The 21,707-nt window shown below is 39.2% G+C and carries 14 protein-coding genes and 1 pseudogene; 11 read left to right on the plus strand and 4 right to left on the minus strand.

What is annotated here, in order from left to right:
* The 5 genes and pseudogenes from F902_RS08625 to F902_RS23055 form a co-directional block, all read left to right on the plus strand.
* Window positions 1–164, plus strand: a pseudogene (locus F902_RS08625) (arsenate reductase ArsC); the annotation flags it as partial.
* Between the two features lie 7 nt (window positions 165–171).
* Window positions 172–1,212 (plus strand): ACR3 family arsenite efflux transporter, encoded by a 1,041-nt coding sequence (arsB, locus tag F902_RS08630; RefSeq protein ID WP_005144801.1) that lies wholly within the window; start codon window positions 172–174, stop codon window positions 1,210–1,212.
* 5 nt (window positions 1,213–1,217) lie between these two features.
* The gene (arsH, locus tag F902_RS08635) at window positions 1,218–1,922 is read left to right on the plus strand and encodes an arsenical resistance protein ArsH (RefSeq protein WP_004699742.1); all 705 of its coding nucleotides are present in this window, start codon (window positions 1,218–1,220) and stop codon (window positions 1,920–1,922) included.
* Between the two features lie 18 nt (window positions 1,923–1,940).
* Window positions 1,941–2,891 carry a thioredoxin-disulfide reductase gene (trxB, locus tag F902_RS08640; protein ID WP_004699744.1) on the plus strand — a complete coding sequence of 317 codons (951 nt, stop codon included), beginning with the start codon at window positions 1,941–1,943 and terminating at the stop codon, window positions 2,889–2,891.
* Window positions 2,892–3,048: 157 nt separating this feature from the next.
* Entirely contained in the window at window positions 3,049–3,207 is a 159-nt protein-coding gene (locus tag F902_RS23055) for a hypothetical protein (RefSeq protein ID WP_324097330.1), read from the plus strand.
* A gap of 21 nt (window positions 3,208–3,228) precedes the next feature.
* On the opposite strand, the gene F902_RS08645 is transcribed toward F902_RS23055, so the two are convergent.
* A complete protein-coding gene (locus tag F902_RS08645) occupies window positions 3,229–4,500 on the minus strand; it encodes a tyrosine-type recombinase/integrase (protein WP_004699746.1) in 1,272 nt (423 codons plus the stop codon).
* Between the two features lie 504 nt (window positions 4,501–5,004).
* On the opposite strand from F902_RS08645, the gene F902_RS08650 reads away from it, so the two are divergent.
* The 4 genes from F902_RS08650 (at window position 5,005) to F902_RS08665 (ending at window position 10,208) form a co-directional block, all read left to right on the plus strand.
* Window positions 5,005–5,214 carry a hypothetical protein gene (locus F902_RS08650; RefSeq protein WP_005202660.1) on the plus strand — a complete coding sequence of 70 codons (210 nt, stop codon included), beginning with the start codon at window positions 5,005–5,007 and terminating at the stop codon, window positions 5,212–5,214.
* Window positions 5,215–5,252: 38 nt separating this feature from the next.
* Entirely contained in the window at window positions 5,253–7,130 is a 1,878-nt protein-coding gene (locus F902_RS08655) for a potassium transporter Kup (RefSeq protein ID WP_005202661.1), read from the plus strand.
* Between the two features lie 550 nt (window positions 7,131–7,680).
* Entirely contained in the window at window positions 7,681–9,342 is a 1,662-nt protein-coding gene (locus F902_RS08660; protein WP_005202662.1) for a phosphoethanolamine transferase, read from the plus strand.
* Window positions 9,343–9,587: 245 nt separating this feature from the next.
* The gene (locus F902_RS08665) at window positions 9,588–10,208 is read left to right on the plus strand and encodes a thiol:disulfide interchange protein DsbA/DsbL (RefSeq protein ID WP_017402236.1); all 621 of its coding nucleotides are present in this window, start codon (window positions 9,588–9,590) and stop codon (window positions 10,206–10,208) included.
* A gap of 212 nt (window positions 10,209–10,420) precedes the next feature.
* Here F902_RS08665 and xseB read toward each other — a convergent pair whose 3' ends face one another.
* From xseB to F902_RS08680, 3 genes are all read right to left on the minus strand, one after another.
* Window positions 10,421–10,618, minus strand: coding sequence for an exodeoxyribonuclease VII small subunit (xseB, locus tag F902_RS08670; RefSeq protein WP_004652856.1), 198 nt, complete (start codon window positions 10,616–10,618; stop codon window positions 10,421–10,423).
* The gene (xseA, locus tag F902_RS08675) at window positions 10,611–11,879 is read right to left on the minus strand and encodes an exodeoxyribonuclease VII large subunit (protein ID WP_005202674.1); all 1,269 of its coding nucleotides are present in this window, start codon (window positions 11,877–11,879) and stop codon (window positions 10,611–10,613) included. Before xseA ends, xseB begins: the two co-directional genes overlap by 8 nt.
* Before the next feature lie 158 nt (window positions 11,880–12,037).
* Complete coding sequence (locus F902_RS08680) at window positions 12,038–13,396, minus strand: amino acid permease (RefSeq protein WP_081400820.1); 1,359 nt, start codon at window positions 13,394–13,396, stop codon at window positions 12,038–12,040.
* Window positions 13,397–13,716: 320 nt separating this feature from the next.
* On the opposite strand from F902_RS08680, the gene F902_RS08685 reads away from it, so the two are divergent.
* Window positions 13,717–15,420 carry a ShlB/FhaC/HecB family hemolysin secretion/activation protein gene (locus tag F902_RS08685; protein ID WP_026057537.1) on the plus strand — a complete coding sequence of 568 codons (1,704 nt, stop codon included), beginning with the start codon at window positions 13,717–13,719 and terminating at the stop codon, window positions 15,418–15,420.
* Between the two features lie 32 nt (window positions 15,421–15,452).
* Window positions 15,453–21,692, plus strand: coding sequence for a DUF637 domain-containing protein (locus tag F902_RS08690; RefSeq protein ID WP_005202681.1), 6,240 nt, complete (start codon window positions 15,453–15,455; stop codon window positions 21,690–21,692).
* The last annotated feature ends 15 nt before the right edge of the window (window positions 21,693–21,707 follow it).

Consider the following 21,707-nt stretch of genomic DNA (forward strand, 5'->3'; position numbering starts at 1 on the left):
ATCCTTCACATTTAGATTTGCCGAAAGAAGAAAAATTAAAAGCATTCCAAGTTACTGTTGATCATATCAACCGCCGCTTAGACGCTTTATTGGCACTAGATACAACTCATATGTCTCGCCCAGATTTGATTGCAGCAATCAATCAAATTTCGCATATTGAATGAGAACATCATGGCTCAACAAAGATTATCTTTTCTAGATCGTAACCTCACTCTATGGATTTTTATCGCCATGGCATTGGGGATTGCGATAGGTGTGTTCTTTCCGCAAGCTTCCGTTACTTTAGACAAAATGAGTGTGGATTCCGTCAATATTCCAATTGCGATTGGTTTGATTCTGATGATGTATCCACCTTTAGCCAAAGTGGACTATGCTACTTTGCCACAAGTGTTTAAAGACAAGAAAACCTTAACTTTGTCTTTGGTGCAGAACTGGGTGATTGCGCCTGTATTAATGTTTGCATTAGCAATTATTTTTTTACATAGCTATCCAGAGTACATGACAGGCTTGATCCTGATCGGTTTGGCTCGCTGTATTGCAATGGTCTTGGTGTGGAATGGTTTAGCCTGTGGTGATAACCAATATGTAGCAGCGTTGGTGGCATTCAATAGTATTTTCCAGATTCTGTTTTTTAGTACCTATGCTTGGCTGTTCCTCACATTCTTGCCACCCTATTTCTGTATTGCAGGGCAAGTGATCAATGTTGATTTCTGGACGATTACCCATGCGGTGTTGGTTTACTTGGGGATTCCATTTCTTCTTGGTTTCTTGACTCGTTTGGTTTTGGTCAAAGCCAAAGGCTTAGATTGGTATCAAAATGTCTTTTTACCCAAGATCAGCCCACTCAGTTTATTGGCACTTCTTTTTACCATCGTGGCAATGTTTAGCCTAAAAGGTGGTGATGTAGTGAGCTTACCATTGGATGTTCTGCGTATCGCAATCCCACTCACGATTTATTTTATTGTGATGTTTTTCATCAGCTTCTTTATGAGTAAATGGATGGGCAATGACTATCCTAAAACCACAGCAATTTCTTTCACGGCTGCTGGTAATAACTTTGAGTTGGCTTTGGCTGTAGCGATTGCAACCTTTGGTTTGGCTTCACCTGTGGCATTTACCACCGTGATTGGTCCTTTAGTTGAAGTACCTGTATTGATCGCTTTAGTGAGTGTGTCTCTATGGCTCAGAAAAAAGTATTTTAAATCGGTGTAATTGTAATGAATCTTCCTAATGTTGATATGGAGCTACTTGAACAGCCAACTTTGGAAAAAGTTCAAGCTAAATCGTTAGATCATGCGCCACGTATTTTGTTGTTATATGGTTCTAACCGTGAGCGTTCGTATAGTCGTTTAGCCGTGATGGAAGCAGGTCGAATCTTGGAACAGTTTGGTGCTGAGGTTAAAATTTTTCATCCGAAAGGGCTACCTTTGCCAGAAGATGCGGATATGGAACACCCAAAAGCAAAAGAACTACATGAGCTTTTGGCATGGTCAGAGGGCATGGTGTGGTGTTCGCCTGAACGTCACGGTTCAATGAGTTCGATCTTTAAGTCACAGATAGATTGGATTCCATTGGCAGGTGGTGCGATTCGTGCCACTCAAGGAAAAACACTGGCACTAATGCAAGTCAGTGGTGGTTCGCAATCTTTCAATAGTGTCAATCAAATGCGTATTTTAGGGCGTTGGATGCGGATGATCACGATTCCGAATCAGTCTTCAATTCCAAAAGCATTTTTAGAGTTTGAAGAAGATGGGCGAATGAAAGCATCATCGTATTACGACCGTATCGTGGATGTGATGGAAGAGCTGTATAAATTCACCTTGCTGACACGGGGGCAAAGTCAGTATTTAACTGATCGTTATTCTGAGCGTAAAGAATCTGCTGAAGAATTATCAAAACGTGTTAATCAGCGAAGTTTGTAGAATGCTGGAGAAAATTAAATGCAAAATCAACATTCTCGTTTAATTATTTTAGGTTCGGGACCTGCGGGTTATAGTGCAGCCGTATATGCAGCTCGTGCCAACCTCAAACCAACATTGATTGCTGGACTACAATTAGGCGGGCAATTAACAACAACGACTGAAGTTGATAATTGGGTTGGCGATGCTGAGGGCTTAACTGGTCCTGTACTCATGGAGCGTATGCAGGCGCATGCAGAACGCTTTGGTACAGAAATGGTCTATGATCACATCAATGAGGTGGATCTCAAAACTCGCCCATTCGTACTCAAAGGTGACATGGGTGAATATACTTGTGATGCACTGATTATTGCAACAGGTGCAACGGCTCAATATCTAGGTCTTGAGTCAGAGGCAGCTTTCATGGGGCAGGGTGTGAGTGCCTGTGCAACCTGTGATGGTTTCTTCTATAAAAACCAAAATGTCATGGTGGTTGGTGGTGGTAACACTGCGGTTGAGGAAGCTTTATATCTGTCAAATATCGCTGCACATGTGACACTGGTACACCGTCGTGACAGTCTGCGTTCTGAAAAGATTTTGCAAGACCATCTTTTTGCCAAAGAAAAAGAGGGCAAAATCAGCATTATTTGGAACCATCAAGTTGATGAGGTTTTAGGTGACAACACAGGTGTAACGGCGGTACGTATTAAATCCACTCAAGATGCAAGTATCCAAGATGTTCAAGTGCAAGGCTTGTTTGTTGCGATTGGACATAAACCCAATACAGGAATGTTTGAAAGTCAATTGAACCTACGTGATGGCTATATCCAAGTCCAAAGTGGAACTACGGGTAATGCAACAGCTACATCTATCGAGGGTGTATTTGCTGCGGGTGATGTGGCAGACAGTATTTATCGTCAAGCGATTACCTCGGCTGGTTCGGGTTGTATGGCAGCATTGGATGCTGAAAAGTATTTAGACAATCAAGAATAATCAATACATTCACTGAAATAAATCAAGCTAACTCCACCTCTCATGGGTGGAGTTAGATTTTCTATATTGTTTTTTTATTTAGCTACTTATAGTGTTACGCCAGCGTTTCTCTATTTCGGATTCGCTTACTTAAAGCGAGTGTGGGATAAGTAAGCAGATCCTTTTTAGTAATTGGTATGCTCATTACAAATTCTTTTGGGAACATCAAATTAGTTGGATGGATGAGCAATTAAAATTCAGATTTATAAGAGATAAAATTCCTTTATCTCTTATTTTTATATTAAGTGTTTTTGTAATTGGGATTGTACTTTTTTGAGCTGTACCACATGGCTTCAGGCTATTTGTGCATGATATATGTTGCCCAATCAGCCATTAAGCCTTTACGTTTTTCTAAATAGCCTCCACGTAAATAAGAAGCTTCAACCTTATCTGGAAGTTTGTGTGCGAGAACATGTTCACACACTTCTCTACGGTAATCTGTTTTGTCTGCCGACCAATCACGGAAAGTAGACCGAAAGCCATGCGTTGTAATGACTCGGTTTTGTTTGGGATCAATATAGCCTAAGCCATTTTCTTTAAGCTTTTGCTCATGCAGTCGTTTGATTAGGGTCGTCAAAGACATATCAGAAAGCATCTCACCACTCCGTGGCGCAGGGAAGATGAAATCTTGAATTAGAGTATGATTTTGAATTGATTCAAGCAAACTTATCGCTTCTTTCGACAAAGGCACATGATGTTCCTTTTCTGCTTTCATACGTTCTTTAGGAATAATCCAGACTTTATTCTTAAAATCAATTTCCTGCCATTTCGCCCCAAAAATCTCACCAGAGCGACAGGCGGTTAAAATTGCAAATTCCAGAGCTTTTGGTGAAATTCCTTTTTTCTGTCTTAAGTGTTGGATAAACTCAGCAACCTGTTCATAGGGCAGGGATGGGTGAGGGCGTGATTCCTGCTTTAAATTACCTAATATAGGTTCAAGATTGCCTTTCCATTCGGCAGGGTTGTCACCCTCAAAATATCCCATTGCTTTGGCATAATCAAAAATGGTTTCTATACGACCACGGATACGTTTGGCTGTTTCGTTTTTCTCAACCCAAATAGGTCTTAAAACTTCAGCAATATCGGCTTTGGTAATGTTACTAATAGTAAGATTGCCCAAAGTTGGGTAAATATAAGTTTCTAGTGTTGATGACCATTGTCCAATATGTTTTTCATTTTTGAGTTCACGGGTTTTATTGGCAATAACAACTTTTGCACATTCCATGAATGTTTTGTTCCGTAGTTGCTGAACATGAAGCTTTGCAAGCTGTTCCTGTTGATGGACAATTGGATCAATACCACTTCGTATTTGTAATTTTAATTCAGTGGCTTTAGCACGAGCTTCAGCTAAAGAAACTTCAGGGTATGGACCAATACCAATATCACGTCGATGAGGTTTTAATTTTCCATCTTTATCCAGATGTTTTCCCACCACCGCACGTAAAATCCAGACACGGGAAGTTCCTTCGACGTTTAAACAAAGACCATCAACACCACCTACGTGATATCGACCAGTCTCTTTAATTTTTGCTACACTAAGCGCAGATAGCTCTTTAGCTTTCTTTGGCATGTTATTGTCTACCCCTCAAATTACCCCTCATAAAATACTGGAAATAGTCGGATTAGACAAGACTGAGTTGGATGGGTGTAATTGTAATTAATTGAAAAATATTAATTTATAATATTGGATTGGACTTCTTAGGATTGGTGTTAGACGGACACCGCTTCCGCCAAATTCAAAAAGCCCTTGTTATTGCAAGGGCTTTTTTCTTATCTGTGCTAATGCCATTTAAATTGGGAATATGAACCAAGGCCATCCCCCTTTACTCTGTGTGATATCGAACAAGTTCAACTATTAAAAAGCAAGCACCTAGAATGCTGGCTTCAGTACTATCTGGCCAAAGTAACCCAAACTTAAATTTATTTCTTAAAGTTAGATCTTCGAATGTGGTTTTAGGAGAGCTTGGACATGTTGTGCTTAGATGACGTCACCTAAAAATTTACGCAAATTTTACGCGGCCATTTTTTTAAGTTTATTAAAATACACTTTGCAATCATTCTTATGGATAGGTTAATGGGTTTCTTTAATACATCTGATCAAGACAATCATGTTCATAACTTGCTTCTTAATAAAAAAGAGATACTGATGGAGTATCGCGTAGATGTGCTGGTCGAAAAATATATCGGTGCATCGAAAGAAATACAGCAGATTATTGTTCAGATTCTTAAAGAGAGAGGGTATTCTTCACGAGAAATAGAGCATATGCTTAAAGAAAATAAATGACCAAAGTCGTGCCCTATAACAGTTAAAGAAAGCTCATTATGCAAAATACTACAAAAAAAGCAGCATTACCTGCCACAGCGTTGGCAGCGCTCGGGGTGGTCTTTGGAGATATCGGAACAAGTCCTCTCTATGCATTAAAGGAATCCTTCCATGCGGCTCATGGTTTGGGGATTCAACCTGAAAATGTATTAGGTATTTTGTCGATTATCTTCTGGTGCTTAATGCTGATCATCAGTATTAAATACATCGCGATTGTCATGCGTGCAGACAATAATGGTGAAGGTGGGATCATGGCTTTATTGGCCTTGAACCTACGTAAAGCGAAATTATCAGAAACAAAAAAAATCTATCTGATTGCGATTGGTTTTATCGGAGCATCTTTATTCTTTGGAGATGGGATTATTACCCCAGCCATCTCCGTTCTTTCTGCAGTTGAAGGTTTATCCATTGCCACCAATGTGCTTGATCCTTTCATTGTGCCCATTGCGATTGTGATTGTGACCACGCTGTTTTTGATGCAGAAACATGGCACAGCCTTTGTCGGTAAGTTTTTTGGACCAATCACCTTAGTCTGGTTTTTGTCACTTGGCATTTTAGGTATTGCCAGTGTGATACAGACACCAGTTGTACTGGGGATGGTGAGTCCACACTGGGCAATACAGTTCATTTTCACTCATCCAGTTCAGTCTTTCTTTATTATGGGGGCCGTGGTGTTAACCGTCACTGGAGGAGAAGCGTTATATGCCGATATGGGGCACTTTGGCCCCCGTCCGATTCGTTTTGGCTGGTTCAGTGTCGTGTTGCCTTGCTTGGTTTTAAACTATGCAGGCCAAGGTGCACTATTACTGCGACATCCCGCAGCGATTGAAAACCCATTCTATTTATTGGTGCCAAGTTGGGCGTTATACCCGATGATTATCTTGGCGACTATGGCGGCAGTGATTGCCTCACAAGCGGTTATTTCTGGGGTGTTTTCCTTGGCACGCCAAGCAATTCAATTGGGTTATTTACCAAGATTAGGGATTAAACATACTTCTGATTCAGAAGAAGGGCAGATTTATGTGCCTTTTCTAAACTGGCTATTACTGATTGCAATTTTAATTCTAATTTTAATCTTCCAGACCAGTTCAAACCTTGCCAGTGCCTATGGTCTAGCGGTTACATTAACCATGCTCTGCGATACGATTTTGGTTGCAGTCTTTATTTATTATGCTTGGAAATGGAGTCTACCAAAGGTATTTTTACTTATTATTCCATTTTTCATTCTAGAGTCAGTTTTGGTTGCCGCAGCATCTTTAAAAATATTCTCAGGTGGTTGGGTGCCATTATTAATTGGTGCTGTAGCAATGATCATTCTAATGACTTGGAAGCGAGGTCGAGAGCTCACTTTTGCAAAGCTTGAACATGACACATTGTCACTCGACTTATTCATAAGAAGTATTGGCGATAATGTACATCGTGTGCCAGGAGATGCGGTATTCCTGACAGGTACGCCGAATGTGGTTCCACATGCCATGTTGCATAATATTAAGCACAATAAAGTGTTACATGAACGGAATATTCTGGCGACTGTGGTAATTGAAGATGTCCCTTATGTCCCGCAAGAAGAGCGTATTCATGTTGAAACTTTAGATAATCATTTCTATCGGATTAAAATTTTCTATGGATTTAAAGACGAGCCGAATGTACCACGTGCATTGGCTCAAGCCTATGAGCAGCTAGAGTTTGAATACGATTTGATGCAGATTAGCTTCTTTATCTCACGTGAACGTATCATGCATAGTGTCGGGGATGGCATGGCACCTTGGCGGGAGCATTTATTTATTTCAATGCAACGTAATACCAGTCCAGTCAGTGATTTTTATCAAATCCCGACCAACCGTGTAGTAGAACTGGGTAGCCAGATCGAAATTTAAGAATGTGTGCTAAGCATCTTAATTTAGCTGTGATTGCTTTAACCAAGCTCAAAAAGCCTTTGTGATAACAAGGGCTTTTTGTTGCTTGTACTTTCCGATCATCATGAGCGTTAACACAGACCTGAGGGAACAGTATGATATTCAATATGAGAATGTTCAAGCATGATGCTTTCATTTCAGCTTCATTTAAGCAAACCGTTCTATTCTAAAACCCTAGTAAAGCCGAACAAGCATTGTTACACCTTTTGCCATATCCTCAGATGTGGTTTTTTTATGCCAGTTTTTTCTGTTTTGACTTTGTTTATACAGCTCGTAGTACATTAAATAATTATGGTTAAATTGATAGTAATATAAAATATTTTCTTTACTCTTAAACTTAATGGTGAATTTAATTTAGGATGACACGTAAATTACATTTTTGTCATATTAAAAAAATAGATTAAATTTGAGATATACTTTTTAAAGTAAAGTTGTTTACTTTTTCGGGTTTTGTTTTTAATTTTTATTTATTTCTAAAAAAGCTGGGGTGTCTGGTTTTCGGGATTTTAAAATGCTTTGGCTTAAAAATATATTTGGAAGAGATATTTCATTATTATGGTTTAATTTTATATTGGCAATCTGGCTGGGTCTATTTTTGAACTTTTCATTCTTTGTGAAAATTCAAGATCTAACCCCTTATTCAGGTATCCAAAGTTTTCTATTTTTGATTGCTTCTATATTGGTCGTGATCTTTACATATAATTTTATATTTCAGATTTTTAACTGGCGTTGGACTGCAAAACCCATTGCGATTTTTCTGATCTTAATTGGCGGATTTGCATCCTATACCGTAACTTCACTTGGTGTATGGATTACTTCTGATCAAATCCAGAATATGATGCAAACCAACTTTACAGAAGCACGAGATCTTTGGTCTTGGTATCTTTTGGCTTGGGTCTTGGGACTGATCATTCTGCCTATTTTTGTTTTTGCTAGGGTTAAAATTAGACATGAAGCTAAACCCTTTATGTTTCAATTTACTCAAAAAATTATAACTGCTGTTGTTTCTTTATCTATTGTCATCGTTATGCTGTTTATTTTCTATGTCGATTTTGCAGCTATTTTCCGTGAAAATCGCAGTTTAAAAGGAATGATTTCGCCACAAAATATGATTAGCTCTTTTGTTTCATATTACAAAAAGAAGGCACCAAAAAAGAATCAACCCTTCATCAGTTATGGTGAAGATGCCAAGCTTTTACAACGTGAAAATGCATTACCCAAACTGATGGTGCTTGTAGTGGGTGAAACAGCCAGAGCTGAAAATTTCTCTTTAAATGGGTACAGCAAACTCACCAATCCTGAAATGGCTCAACAGGACATCTTGAATTTTTCTAAAGTGAGTTCGTGTGGTACAGCAACGGCTGTTTCTGTTCCCTGTATGTTTTCGGGGATGCCACGTAAATCCTATGATGAGCGCTTAGCCATTCGTAGAGAGGGCTTGCTTGATATCGCGCAACGTGCTGGTTATCAGGTCACTTGGATTGAAAATAATTCTGGTTGTAAGGGCGTTTGTGACCGGGTTGAGATGTATAAGATTGCAGAACCGATTCAGAAAAAATGGTGCAAGGGGGGAGAATGTTTTGATGAGATTTTAATTGATAGTTTGCAATCCTATCTAAAATCGATTCCTCAAGGGGATACACAACCTCGTTTGCTTGTATTGCATCAATTAGGCAGTCATGGTCCAGCGTATTACAAGCGCGTCCCGCCCCAATTTAAAGTTTTTAGGCCTACATGTGATACCAATGCCATTCAGGGGTGTAGTCGTGAAGCTTTGCAAAATACCTATGACAATACTTTGTTATATACCGATTATATCTTGAGCCAACTAGTTGAAACTTTAAAACAGAATACACAATATGAAACAGGCTTATGGTATTTGTCTGATCATGGGGAATCTACAGGTGAAAGTGGTATGTATTTACACGGAGCCCCTTATATGATTGCACCTCAACAGCAAACACATATTCCGATGATCATGTGGTTTTCTGCACTTTGGAAACAGTCTAATCCTGAGCAGATAAAATGTTTGTCGAATCAAAAAAATGAAGTATTGAGTCAGGATAATTTATTTCCAACAATGTTAAGTTTATTGGATATAAAAACGAAAGTTATTGATGCTGAAACGGATATGCTAGCGACTTGTTCATCCATATCGAGTAAGGTTAATTAAGTAGACGAATTTGTTTATTTTTGTGATGTGATATTTATTTTAATCGTAAGTGTGTGGTAAAAATGACAGCTTCACGATATACATTCCTCCAGTGAAATATTTATATCGTTATCCCATTCATTTTTCGAAATGTTTGGGATTTTTTAAATGAGTAATCATTAAATCGAGGTTGATGTCTGATTAAAATATTTATTTTAATGCAGATATTACCTCGTTTAGAAGTGACTGTAAGAGCTATAAATTTAATGAAACATTTTATTTTAACCAGCGCGGCTGCAATTGTTGCAGTATGTTCAACACAGAGCATGGCCGCAGATTTTATTGCCGGTAAAGATTATACCGTGGTTCAAAATCCAGTAAAAACATCAGCGCCTGCTAATACAATCGAAGTGCGAGAGTTTTTTTGGTATGGATGTTCTTATTGCTTTAAATTAGAACCACATATGCAATCTTGGTTAAAGACCATTCCGAAGGATGTTTACTTTCTGCGTACGCCAGCAGCAATGAACCCGATGTGGGAACAAGGTGCGCGTGCATATTATGTGAGTGAGGCTTTAGGTGTACGTAAACGTACCCATCTACCGTTATTCCATACCAATTTTTCAGGTAAGGAAAAGGTTTTACAAAAAGAGGCTTTTGCTAAGTTTTTTACTCAATATGGCATTTCTGAGGCTAAATTTAATAGCAGCTATGATTCTTTCCCGATTACAGCAAAAATTGCAGAATCAAACCAATTGGCGCAAAAATATCAACTTACGGGCGTTCCAGCTGTTGTGGTCAATGGTAAATATATCGTCCAAGGCGGGGATAATAAAGTAGTTCAAGTGGTTGAATATCTTGTGAATAAAGAGCGTAAGACTCAGTAATTTTGCTGTTTGAACCGATGGCAGACCTTTAAAGTCTGTGTCGTAAATCAAGCGCTTATGAAGGTGTTGTCAGTAAGATTGCTACAACACTTCTTTGTTTATAAAATTGTTCACGATTTAAAATAAAGAGGCCGAGCCAGCGCTGCATCGTTTTTCGGCCTTGTCATGGTTTTATACAATTGATGATCAAACTGACTTCTTTATACTAAAAATTAACTCTCTTTAAAGGTTTCATTCAATGCTTGTTGCACTGCATCTACACGTGATTTACAGGCTTTGTATGCATTCATTGACTCCTCAACAATCTTCATTAAGTTATCAATATCAGGCTCTTCCTGAGCTTCGAGCAGCGCCGCATTTTTTTTGAGCAGGCTATAACCGTCTTTAAAGCTTAATTCTTTTTTACTCATGATCAATGACCTCTTTGATATGACTTACATTGGCATGGATGTAACCATCATGCATTTCAACCGCGATGCTTGAGCCGACTTGTTGCACAGAGCGAATTGCTTTGTTTTCACTACGCACAATGGCATAGCCTTTGGCTAAAACATGTTTGGGATTTTGCAGTAATGTTTCCCGCATCAAGGCTTCGATTTGGGTCGAGGCTGTTTTAAGTTGCTGTTTCGCAAAATATTGTAGGGTTGATTTAGCAACTTGAAGGTGTAAATTACTGGCGCTGATTTGATTCTCAGCCTGTGATTTGATGACACTCATCAATCGATCATTTTGGCTTTGATAGGCGGTAATCTGATGTTGAGACAGTAGTTTGATGGTTTGTAGATGATTGACGACATCTTGTGAGCGTTCTGCAATCAGATTCCGAATTCCTGCAATGACTTTACTGGGTGTATCAAAGGAACGATGTGCAATCTCATCTAAAATGGTTCGGTCTTTTTCATGTCCAATACCCACCCAGATCGGGACTTTACGTTTACACAGCAGGGCAGCCAGATCATAGTCATTTAAATAAGCTAAATCGTTGACTGCACCACCACCACGAATGATCACGATCAGATCTGGCGGTAGGGTATAATCTTTTGCCCACTGGCGTAGCCCTGAGCCTAAAGACTCCATAATACTGTGTGCGGCGGTATTACCTTGAAAAGTCGCGGTGTGATAAACAAATTGACAGACACCGGCTTGATGTAATGCATCGGCATCTTTCTTGAAGTCACCTAAACCTGCTGCATTTTCCGGAGCAATCACCAGAACATTTTCAATATCAAATGGGGCGGGTAGTTCCTTATTAAGATGAACCAATCCTTCACTGCTTAATCGCGCAAGAATCTGTTGATAACGCTTTGCAATATCGCCCAAGGTAAAGCTTGAGTCGATATCTTCAATATTGACCGAAAAGCCATATTGAGGATCAAAACGAGCCTTGATTTTAATTAGCACATTTAAATCTTTTGATAGTTCAATACCACTTTCGCGCTCAAACTTGAGCACCATTTTAGCCGCAGTGAATTTCCAAATCGTGGCTTTACAGCTTGCGATGACTTTATCGGTATCTTGTTCTTTTTCTGCCAGTTCAAGATAGTAATGCCCACCTTTAATATTTAAATTCCGAATCTCGGCTTTGACCCAGACAGGCTCATCAAAAGACAGGCGAATGACTTCCTGTACCGCTGTGAGATAATCGCTAAGAGAGAATTGAGGTTCGGACATTGGATTGAGTGATAAAGGGGACAGCACTATAGTAGCAAATTGAGTCAGCTGATAACAAATCAGGCCTAAGATGTCGAAACTTATGCTTTAGATCGGCAGATAACGCATCTACAACGTATTCGTGTTGAACCCTGTAGATGCGAATGAGTGGCCATGTTTTAAAGTGATTTATTCCATTTCAAGACTTTAAATAATCCGAACATAAACATGATCCAGACCGGAATTAGAATCACAGACTCTTTAAAGCCTTGGGTCCACATGATGTACAGAATCATGACAATAAAGGCGAGAACCAGATAGTTGCTAAGTGGCGAGAACAAGGCTGGAAATTTTACAGTCTTGCCTTCTAATCGAATAGCCTGTTTAAATTTTAAATGGGTAAAGCTAATAATCGCCCAGTTTAGAACCAAGGCAGCGACAGCCATATACATCAGGTGGCTTAGCGCTTGTTCTGGCACAAAATAGTTCAGTAAGACACAGCCAAAAATCAAGATAGAAGAAAAGATCACCGCTGGCATTGGTACGCCTTGCTTGCTGACTTTGGCAAAAATCTTAGGGGCATTACCTTGTACTGCAAGCCCGAACAGCATACGACTATTGGCATACATGCCGCTGTTATAAACCGAGAGTGCTGCGGTCAGAATAATAAAATTGAGTAAATGTGCGGCCCAATCAATGCCCAGTTGACTGAAAATCATCACGAAAGGGCTTTTATCCAAACCACCCAGATCAAGTTGATTCCAAGGAATCAATGACATAATGATCGCCAGCGACGCTACATAAAAAATCAAGATTCGGAAAATCACCTGATTAATGGCTTGAGGAATACTTTTTTCTGGATTTTCTGCTTCAGCTGCAGTCATACCGATCAATTCAATGCCGCCAAAGGCAAACATTAAAAAGGCCAACATGTAAAACAAGCCTGAGAAGCCATGCGGAAAAAATCCGCCGTGTTGCCATAAATTAGTAAAGCTTGCAGTCGAATCAGCTCCCGCAGTCAGTAATAGGTACAAACCAAACAAGATCATTGAAATGACGGCAACAACCTTGATAATGGCCAACCAGAATTCGGATTCGCCATAAAATTTCACATTGCCCAGATTTAAGCAGGTGACGACAATGAAGAAGAACAAAGTCGAGATCCACGCAGGGATATGTGGCCACCAATAATGGATATATTTGGCAATCGCTGTCAGCTCAGTCATTGCCACTAAAATATAAACCACCCAGTAATTCCAACCTGATAAGAATCCAGCAAAATTTCCCCAATATTTTTGTGAGAAATAACTAAAAGAACCCGCTACAGGTTCTTCTACAATCATTTCACCCATTTGTCGCATGATTAGAAATGCGATCAAACCGACAATGGCATAGCCTAAGATAATCGAAGGACCTGCGGACTGGATTGCCTGAGCTGAGCCTAAAAACAGACCTGTACCCACAGCACCACCCATCGCAATCAATTGGATATGGCGGTTTTTTAGTCCACGTTTTAATTGGGGAGAGGAATTACTCAAAATACGCTGCGCTGAACAAAAAAGAAGTGATTGTAATGGATCGCAAGGAGATCGACTAGTTTAGATAGGAGAATGCAGCTGTAATTTTATATCCCTATTTAGATGTGGATATTTCAACATTAAATTTTGATCAGTTTTATTAGAATACTTATCTTCTCGTATTGAAAATCATAGGCAAGGTTAATTATTTCACTAATAAATATAGTGACTTGGTTATCTATTAATAAAAAAAACTTAAATCATTTGTTATTTCTATTGAAAACTAAGTTGAATTTCGTACAATACAGTCTTGTCTGTATTGTGTATGAAAAATGTAGGAAATGTATAGAAAATATTTCATGATTCCGCTGATCATATATTCAGGCTTTAGCTATGCCGAAGATCAGGTGAGTCAACAACAGACCCGAGATTATCTTTCTCAGAAACAACAGATTGACCAACTCACTCAATCTGTTGCGCCATTTATTCAGTTACAGCAAACAAAGGTTGATTCAAGCTATCCTTGGTTACAAAAAGAACCGATTTGTTTTGGCATTACATCTTTAGAGGTTGATGTTCCAAGCACACATCCCAGTATAAAAACCGCAGACTTTAATCGCATCTTTAAAGAGCTCAAGTATTCAGACAATAAGGTTTTAGGCCGCTGTATTGGTGAAAAAGGGCTTTCGGGCCTCGTGAATTACATCAATGAGCGACTGGTTCAATTGGGTTATGTGTCTACTCAAGTGATTGTACCTGAACAGGATCTTGCGACAGGACATTTACGTTTAACTTTAATCCCTGGATTGATTGGGGAAATCCGACTTAAAAATAGTAAAAACCAAACTTTGAATTACCGTTTGCCTATGCACGCAGGCGATATCCTCAATATTCGTCAACTGGAACAAATTCTAGAAACCTTTGCCCGTTTACAAGGGATGCAGACCAGTTTCGATATCTTACCCAGCCAAAAAAGTGCTGAAAATGCAGGTTATAGCGATGTCGAGATTGTATGGGAGATTCGGGAACAAAACTTTATCACTGCTGGATTGAATGATGCAGGCAGTAAAAGCTCTGGAAAATACCAAGGCTATGCCAGCTATGCTCTAGAAAACCCGCTTAATTTTGCGGATAGCCTATTTGTTTACTATACCCAGTCACTCAATGACTGGAACGCAGACCATACTGATTTTAATAACGTCTTTATTTCCTATGAAGTCCCGTATCAAAACTGGCTGTTTAATATCAATGCCAGTCAATATACCAATACCCAAGAGTTGGAAGGCTTTGATCAGTGGTTCGATTATAAAACCATTAACAAAGATTTTAACCTACAAGCACAGCGCGAACTTAGCCGCAGTAAATCCTACCGCCTTTCAGGCTATGCGCAACTGTACCGAAAATCGGCATCTAGTTTTATTGAAGATGTCGAAATTGAAGTGCAGCGTAAACGCACAGCAGGTTGGGAGCTTGGCAGCAAATACCAGTTACGGCTCGGGCAGCAAACCATCAATGCTCAATTCAGCTACCGCAAGGGTACAGGCATCTTGGGGGGCAGCCAAACTGCTGAAGATATTACGGGTGAGGGTGATTCTCGCGCTGGAATTTGGAATGCTGCTTTTCAATATGCAGTGCCATGGCAGACCGCTAACAATAACTTTATGTATCAGCTGAACTGGCAAGGACAGTGGAGTCCGCAGAAAGTGGTCAGTCAGGAAACTTTCAATATTGGTGGACGCTACAGCATTCGCGGCTATCGGCCTGAGCAAAGCATCGTGGGCAGTAATGGGCATTATTTACAACAGACCGTGCATTGGCTCAATCCCATTTCTAATTTCTCACTCTACGCAGGGCTGGATCAAGGGCTGGTGACAGGAGAAGGCACTCAATATTACTCCGATCGTTATTTATTAGGCAGTGTGGTGGGTTTAAGAACTCAATTCAAACATATCAATGGTGAGCTTTTCGTGGGTCGGGGACTGGTTGCACCACAACATATCCAGAAAGACCTCATCACTGGTTTTAATCTCTCATTTAACTATTAAGCAAATCTATTCATAGAAATATAGGTATAAAGATGAATAAGCAATTTTACCGCACTAAATTTAATGCCAAACTTGGGACGTATGTCGCAGTATCTGAATTGGCAAAATCCCATCAGGGCGATACCTCTCCACGCATTAAAGCTTCAATCCACAATAATAATGTGACAGACTCAGGCATTGCGGCAGTTGGACAACGAACCTTAAAACAATTGGTACTGGCGCTTTCAGCCTTGATGGCGATTAGTCCGATTTATGCCAATGTCGTCGTCAATAATAATGCAGCTGCTGCGCATAAAGTGACCGTGCTCAAGGAAGGTAATGCAGCCAATGTCTGGATTACAGCACCCTCTGCATCAGGGGTATCACGTAATAGCTATACCCAGTTTGATGTGAATCAAAATGGTGTGATCCTAAATAACTCACGCGGCGCAGCAACCAGCCAAATTACCAAAACATCAATTGCAGCGAACCCGAATTTAGCCAAAGGGGCTGCGACCACGATTGTCAATGAAGTGGTTTCAAGCAACCCAAGTTTATTGCAGGGTAATCTTGAAGTCTTAGGATCACGAGCAAATGTAGTGATTGCTAACCCAACAGGCATTACTGTAAATGGTGGTGGATTTATCAATGCCAATCAAGTCACGCTATCAACCGGTGTGCTTGGGTATAACAGTGATGGTTCGATCAAACAGCATACGGTAAAACAAGGTGCAATCACGATTAATCCTGATGCCAATAATCGTGGACTCGGTGGCAATGCCAATAATCCCGTTGCATTAGAACTGTTAGGCCGTTCAATTGCGATTAATGCACCAGTGAATGCTACGACCATTACTGCTGTTACTGGGGCAAATACCATTGCGGCTGATACAGGAGAATTTGCTGCGACTACAGGCACAGGAACTGTACCAACCGTTGCGATTGATGTTGCGCAGTTAGGCGGGCTTTATGCCAATAGTATTTATTTGTATGCCAATGAAGCTGGTATAGGGGTCAATAATGCAGGCATGATTAAAGCCAAAAATAATTTAGTTCTTAACAGCAATGGTAAAATCACCAATACTGCAACAGGATTAATTCAAACCACAGATGCCACTAACGGCTTGATGTCTGTTCAGAGCAATCGAGCGGATGGACATGGTGACATTGTCAATCAGGGTAAAATCCAAAGTTCAAATGCCTTATTTGTGGATGCTGGACGTCACTTATATTTACAACAAGATAGTTATACAGGTGTCACTAATACGACTTCAAAGAACATTGTGTCTTTAAATGCCAAAGGTACGGTCGTAGGAACAGGTGCTGTCATCAAACAACATGGTGATGGTCAAGATGTTTACATCAATGCAGGCGGCGATATTAGTCTAACGGGTAAACAAGCAAGTGGGATTCAGAACAATATTGGCAGTAATGGTGGTGTCTATCTGAGTGCTGGTCGAAAGATTAAAGTAACTGATGGATTGATTACTAGTCGTAATGATCTTGCAATCAGTTCAACAAATCAATTAGATCTGAAAGATTCAAATTTATACAGTAGAGATACTGGGATTTATATCAATAGTGTTGGAACCGATATTGCCAATGCTGCAATCAATGTCACTAATGCCGTACTTGATGCAAAAACAAAATTAGCGATTCAATCGTCAGGTTTATTAAACCTCACAGATTTAAGCTTGCCAATTGCATCAGGACAAAGCAGTACCCGTGTGCAAGATGTGGTGTTCACTGCACAACAGAATCTAAACCTTAACCAGAACAAGCAAATGTTACAGCCGATTAAAGGCAAATTGGGCATTGCAGCAGGTGGAGATATTTCTTTGGCAACGGGATTGACGGGTGCCAATGTTGAGGTAAAAGGTTTACGTGGGATTGATATTGAGGGGACCAATGTTAAAACCAAGAATATTAAGCTATCTACGGCTGGAAACTTAAATATTACAGCGCAAAAGGACGTTAATTTACAAGACAATACCAGTCTATGGGCATCATCAGGCAATATTAATGTATCTTCTTTAGGGGGCAACCTCACCACAACCAGCCTGACTGCATTGGCAAATAAAGGCAAAGTGTCATTACTTGCAGATAAAGATGTACGTTTAAATATCACTAAAATTAATAGTGCGGTAGAGGGAACCACTGCACTGGATCAGACCAATCAGAAATCAAAAATCACAGCAGGCCAAGATATTAATATTGGCTCAACCAACCAAGGGGCACTTTATCTCTATGCAGGAGATATTCAGTCTACGGCCGGAAATATTAATTTGATTGCCGATAAGAATCTTAACTTATACCGTGCTGGAGATGTGAAGCAGGTTAAGAATGCTGATGGGACTTTTATCCCTAAAACTACCTATTTATGGTCGGACTTAAAGGCAAAAGATATTTCGTTTAAGTCAGCGACTGGCAATGTAGAACTACAATGGTTGAATGCCAATGCCACTAATGATCTTGTGGTTGATGCAAAAGGCCTGAGTCGTATCTATGGCGGTGAATTAAAAAGTGGTCGGAATATTGAGTTGCATGGTGGAGACAACGTCAGACTCTGGGCTGTGAATAGCAATTCAGGCGCGCATACTGCGGTGAGTTCAGATAAGAATATTTATTTAAATAGTGATATTGATGCCAATGGTCAAACCAGTTGGGCAGCAGCAAGCACAGTCAATATGACTGCTGGTGGTTTACTGTCTTTAAAGAGTAAAGGTTTACAAGCGCATCAACGGACCAATTTAAAGGGTGGTGCCGTCAACATTGAAGCGGGCACAAGTTTGGATTGGAGAGATAAATATACGCTGACGGCGGTTGATAGTGCGATATTAAAGAACAATGCAGATCTAGCGCAGTTTAATGGTGATATTGGGATACAGACAGGAACTGGAAATCTTACCATTACGCCAACCAATATTACCTTAAATGCTTATGGTGATATTGATCTTCGTGCTAAAGGTGGAGATCTAACCTTAGTTGGGATAGGTGGCACACAAGGTAATGGTTCAGAACAGGTTGTTAAGCTCAATACAGCTACTGGTGGGATAAGTCTTGAAGGGAAGAAAGTAGAGCTACAAGGCTCTCAATTAACTGCGTATAAAGATATATCTATTTTGGCGACTAATGGAGATTTGATTGTTGATGGAATAAAAAATAATCTCGTAAATAAAACTAAAACAGAGAAAAATATAGATCTCACAAATACACAAAAAAGGGTACTAACAGAATTGGAACTTTTAAAAGGTCAACAGTTCTTAGATGACTATAGTAATATGGTTAAACTTTATGAGGATTATGTGAAGGGTGGTTATGATACAAATCTTTATACTGCATATAATAAGGCATATGATGGTTTTATTAATAAATACCCAGTCAAACCTAATCCTAGCCTACTTATATTTGGATTAACCCAACCAATTTTTCATAATATTTTATATGAAGCAAAACCAAGTACAAGGTTTGCTGCTTCATATGTTTTTTTTCCTAAATATGATCAAGAATATTTAGAGACCTTACAATCAGATATAAATTTTTATAAAACGAATATCAATGGTTATGAACATGTTGGTTCAAAAATATCAAGTGTAAATGGCAATATTGGTTTGATTTCATCTAAAGGTATTTCTGTTAGCGGATCAAATATTTTAGCTTCGAATGGAATGATTGATGTTGAAGCTAGAGAGAGTTTAGCTGAATCATATACGTCAAATACTGTTAAAAAAGGAGGCCAGCCTCAAACCATGAATGCCAGTATCATCATGGATGGGACAGTTGATTTTTATGACAAAGGTGGAGTGAACGATACAAATTATAGTATGCGGACAATTTTAAATCCTACTATTGTTAATGGAACAAAGGGCATTAATATTCGAACACTAGGTAATACTGTAAAGGATAATTTAGTATTGCAAGCAGTAGGAGTGATTTCAGCACAAGGTGATGTGAAAATAGAATCAAATAAAAATATTTTATTTGATGCAGCTATAGAGCAAAGTTATGATCGCTCCACGCAGACTGAAAAGAGAAAGTCATGGGGAGGCCTTAAGAAAAAATATATTACAACAAAACGAGAAAATGAATCTACTAATGTAGCTTCCGTAGAGATACAAGCAAAAAATATTTCTATCGAGAGTAAAGAGAAAAATCCTCTGAATAATATTGATATTTATTCAGGTAAGTTTATTGCTGAAGGTGGTTTCGTTTCTATACGATCTGGAGGAAATTTAAACTTTTATACAACAGAGGAATTATCCAAAAGTAATACTGATGTGACAAAAAAATCCTCTTTTGCAGGTATCAAATATAATAGTTCTAAGACAAATACATCCCGAACTCAAATAAGTGAAATTCCTGCCGTACTAAAGGCAGATTATATTGGTACAAAATCAGGCTTTGATACTCGGTTAGAAGGTACAGAGTTTGAATATTTACGCTGGGCAAAGATTGAAGCTGGTGGAACTCTTTCTTTGTTGGTAGCAAAAAAAACAATCTCTGAGTTAACTAAAAATGAGAGTAACTCAGTTGTTTGGCAATCAATGCAAGACAAGGGATCAATCACTGAAACAGCAAAATTACCAAGTTTTAATGGTCCAGTTGCACCTACATTTATCGCAAATGGTGGATTAACTGTACAAGTGCCAATGGTTTCTGGTCAGAATAATGATGTTCATGCAGAAGTGATCAAACTTTCTAACCAGCCTGGTAATGAATATCTGAAAGATCTCATTGCCCGAAAAGATGTGAATTGGGAAGCAGTAAAACTCGCACAAGAGAGTTGGAATTATAAACAGCAAGGTTTAACAGGTGCTGGGGCTGCTATTATTGCTATTATTGTGGTAGCAGTAACCGCTGGTGCTGGTGCTACAGCAGTAGGTGCTTTAGGCGGTACAGCATCAACCTTGGGTGGATCTGCAGTTGCAATGAGTCAGGCAGCAATTACGACTTTAGCGACACAAGCGAGTGTAAGCCTGATTAATAATGGTGGGGATATTACTAAGACTTTAAATGAGCTTGGTAGTAAAGAATCAGTAAGAGGTTTAGCGACAAGCATTGTAACAGCAGGTTTGCTGAGCCAAGTAAGTACAGCTTTAAATCTCAAGCCTGATAGTACTTATTTTCCTGATCGTTTAATGAACAACTTTGCGAATTCAGTCGGTTCAACTTTAGTACAGACCGCGATTAATGGTGGAAATCTACAGGATAATCTCGAAAAAGCTTTATTAGCTGGATTGGCAGGTGCATTACAAGGTGAATTAGCGAGTCAAATTGGTAATAGTTTAGATAAAGTTGATCCTAATACATTTGAATATGTTCTTCATAAAGTTGCTCATGCTGCTGCTGGCTGTGCAGCCGCAGCTGCAACGAAAGCGAGCTGTGAAGCAGGGGCTATTGGGGCTGGTGTAGGAGAAATCGTTGCAGGATTAATGCCTGATCCAGCTAATGGCATAGAATATACAGATGCAGAAAAACTAAAAATCCGAAATATAGGTAAATTGGTTTCAGGCACTGTGGCAGCATATGCTGGTTATGATGTAAATACTGCTGCTAATAGTGCTGATACTGCAATTCAGAATAACTCTTTAGTTAAATTAGCGACCACGACTGGTAAAGTTTTAGTTAAGACTTTGGATGAGTTTAATGCATTAAGAAAAGCAGGAAAACAAGTTACAAAAGATGATATTGTGGCATCTCTAAAGAAACAGAGTGCAGATGAGCTTATAGGCATTGCAGATGATTTATTAGCAGTATTTGGTAGAGGTACCTCATCATTTGATCGTGCTTTAGCGGCAATAGACTTAATCGTTGGAACCGACTTAAAACCTGGTAAGGGAGATTCACTGAAACTTGCAAAGACTGAACTAGATAAATTAAAAACAGATCGTTCCTTTGTTCAAACAGTTTACCAAAATAAAGTTGATGTTATTACACGCAATAGATTGAATGGTAAGGAGTTTGAAACGAGCGCTGCTAGTAAGTTAGGAATACAACGTAATACTGATCGACAAATGATTACTGTTAAAACAGAAAGAGATGGACAGATCAATATTATTCCAGATGCTTTTGGGGATGGCGGTACATTAGTTGAGTTCAAAAATTTAAAGTATATTACTGATACAAAACAATTTAGAGGCTATGCTGCGACTAAAAAGCCTGTGAAATTAGTGATTAATCCAGATACAAAATATTCTAGTACTATTGAGCAAACGATTAGAGAGTCTAAAGGAACTATTTATACATTTGATCAGAATACGAAAGCTCTGAAAATATTAAAAGATTTTAGCTAAATTTAGGAACTCTAC

Origin of the sequence: Acinetobacter higginsii (assembly GCF_000369525.1) — a bacterium.
In the GTDB taxonomy this organism is placed as follows: Bacteria; Pseudomonadota; Gammaproteobacteria; order Pseudomonadales; family Moraxellaceae; genus Acinetobacter; species Acinetobacter higginsii.